Origin of the sequence: Streptomyces pseudogriseolus (assembly GCA_002154585.1) — a bacterium.
GTDB classification, from domain to species: Bacteria; Actinomycetota; Actinomycetes; order Streptomycetales; family Streptomycetaceae; genus Streptomyces; species Streptomyces pseudogriseolus.
This window is the reverse complement of the sequence record MUNG01000657.1, coordinates 286-2,899: the sequence shown is the minus strand read 5'-3', so window position 1 is coordinate 2,899 and position 2,614 is coordinate 286. Positions and strand designations below refer to the sequence as shown.

Sequence of the window (2,614 nt, the reverse complement as noted above, 5' to 3'; positions counted from 1 at the left end):
AGGTCGCCGCCGCCACCGAGCGGGCCCCCGAGACGGAGTCCGCCGTGCTGCCGCTGCGCGCCCGCATCTCCGTGCGCGCCGGTCTCGGCAACCTCGCCACCGGGCTGCGCCCGCCCGCCACCGGCCACGACAACCCGCACTACTTCGACGACGCGGCCTGCGTCCGGGCCTGCGTGCTGGCCGTGGCGCACCCCGGCGACCCGCGGGCCGCCGCCGAGTCCCTCGCGCTCGCCGGAGCCGACGCGGACGCCTGCGCGGCCGCCGCCTGCGCCGAGCTGCCCGAGGACACCGAGATCGGCCGCAACGCGCGGCACGCCCTGGCGCTCGCCGCGGACGCCGACAGCGCCTTCGCGCTGGTGCCGCCGCTGGAGCACCAGATCGTCGACCACGTCTACAGCTACGGCGTCGCCGCCGCCGAGACCGTCCCCGTCGCTCTCGCCCTGACCACCGCCGCCCGCGGCCGGATCGCGGAGGCGGTCCCGGCGGCGGCCTGTCTGTCCCGGGTCGCGGACTCCGCCCCGGCGCTGGCCGGCGCCCTCACCGGCGCGCTGGGCGGCAGCGGTGCGATCCCCGCGTCCTGGCGGGAGAGCTGCCGCACCTTGTCCGGCTGCGTCCTTCCCCGGCTCACCGGGACGGACCTGGTGGAACTCGCCGGGCTGCTGGAAGCCGCCCAACCGACCGCACCCGGAGGATGATCCCGGCATGACGCGCGAAGTGATGGAAAACACCGAAAATATTCCTTCCCTGGACGAGCGGATCACCGGGACTCTGGTGGGCGCGGCCGTGGGTGACTCCCTGGGCGGCCCGGTCGAGGGGTACTCCCCCGAGCAGATCGCCGAGCGCCACGGCGGCCGCGTCCACGGGATCGTCGGCCCGTGGCACGGCGACGACTGGCGCACCGCCCGGCCGATCGCGCCGTACCACAAGGGCGACGGGCACGTCACCGACGACACCCTGATGACCCACGCGCTGGTCCGGGTGTACGCGCGGGTCCGCGACCACCTGGACGCCTACGCGGTCGCCGACCACCTGGTCCCGGACCTGATGACGAACCCGCGCTGGATCCCGGAGCTGGAGGCGGAGACGATCCCGCTGCACCGGATCTTCCTCGCCGAGAAGTGGCTGGTGGCCCGGCTGCACTACGGCCACGTGGACCCGCGCGAGGCGGGCGTCGGCAACATCGTCAACTGCGGCGCCGCGATGTACATGGCTCCGGTCGGCCTGGTCAACGCGGCCCACCCGGCCGCCGCGTACGCCGAGGCGCTGGACGTGGCGGGCGCCCACCAGTCGTCGTACGGCAGGGAGGCGGCCGGGGTGTTCGCGGCGGCCGTGGCGGCGGCCTGCGCGCCGGGCGCGACCCCGGACTCGGTCGTCGCCGCGTGCCTGTCCCTGGCCAAGGACGGCACCCGGGAGGCGATCGAGAAGGTCTGCGAGGAGGCGTCGCGCCACACCGGCGTCGAGTCGGCGCTGCGTCCGCTGCGCGAGGCGGTCGCCCCGTACGACACCGTCGGGCCCGACTACCGCTCCCCCTCGCTGGGCGCCCGGCGCCCGTCCCGGCTGCACGCGATCGAGGAACTGCCCGTCGCGCTGGGCATGGTGGTGGCGGCCCGCGGTGACTTCCGCCACGCGGTGCTGGGCGCGGTCAACTACGGCCGCGACTGCGACTCCATCGCCACGATGGCCGGCGCGGTGACCGGCGCGCTGGGCTCCCCGGTGCCCGAGGAGTGGGCCAAGACCGTGGCGGAGGCCAGCCGCCTCGACCTGTGGGCGCCGGCCGCCGCGCTCACCGCGGTGGCCCGCGAGGTCTTCGCCCGGGACGTGGAGCACCGCCGCGCCCACGAGCGGGCGTTCGCCCGGCTGGGAGGCGCCGGATGCTCCGACTGACCTGGGTCCAGCCCGAGGACCTCGTCGGCCACGAGCTGCGCCAGGCCGCACTCGACGGCCGGGAGGCGTCGGCGGTCGCCGCCCGCTGGCACGCGGCGGGCGGCCCCCCGGCCCCGCTCGCCGCGGGCGCCTCGGCCCGCCCGGTCTCCCGCTACCTCCGGCTGCTGGCGAACGACCTGCTGGACGAGCTGGCCGAGCTGCCCAGCAGCCTCGCCGACGACGAGCCCTCCGACCTCGCCGCGATCCAGGCGCTGTGCCCGGAGTGGCCCGTCTCCCCCGGCGCCCCGGCCGCCTGGGACGGGCCCGTGTTCGAGGCGCGTCTGGAGGCGGCCTGGCTCGGCCGGGCGGCGGGCTGCCTGCTGGGCAAGCCGGTGGAGAAGCTGCCCCTCGACGCCATCCGCGCCCTGGCCCGCGCCGCCGGCAACTGGCCGCTGGCCGGCTGGTTCACCGCCCGGGGCGTGCCCGCCGAGCTGCTGGCCGAGCACCCCTGGAACCGGCGCTCCGCCGCCACCTCCCTCGCCGAGAACATCGACGGCATGCCGGAGGACGACGACCTCAACTACCCGCTGCTCGCCCTGCTGGTGCTGCGCCGCCACGGCCGCCGCTTCACCACCGCCGACGTGGCCCGCGTCTGGCTCGACGAGCTGCCCGCGGGCCGCACCTTCACCGCCGAGCGCATCGCCTACCGCAACCTGCTCTGCGGACTCGAACCGCCGCTGACCGCCCGCCA

Annotated in this window: 2 protein-coding genes and 1 pseudogene; all 3 read left to right on the top strand. The window is 76.8% G+C overall.

The window, feature by feature from the left end; translation table 11 throughout:
* A partial coding sequence (locus CCN29_RS33865; protein ID WP_143661465.1) for an ADP-ribosylglycohydrolase family protein occupies positions 1-695 on the top strand: 695 nt, incomplete at its 5' end.
* 7 nt (positions 696-702) lie between these two features.
* Complete coding sequence (locus tag CCN29_RS33860; RefSeq protein ID WP_228730966.1) at positions 703-1,884, top strand: ADP-ribosylglycohydrolase family protein; 1,182 nt, start codon at positions 703-705, stop codon at positions 1,882-1,884.
* A pseudogene (locus tag CCN29_RS33855) lies at positions 1,872-2,614 on the top strand (ADP-ribosylglycohydrolase family protein); the annotation flags it as partial. The gene CCN29_RS33860 and the pseudogene CCN29_RS33855, both read left to right, overlap by 13 nt.

What these genes read in the sequence shown, in the direction of transcription:
- CCN29_RS33860 (WP_228730966.1), top strand. Translation starts at nt 703, where the DNA reads ATGACGCGCGAAGTGATGGAAAACACCGAAAATATTCCTTCCCTGGAC.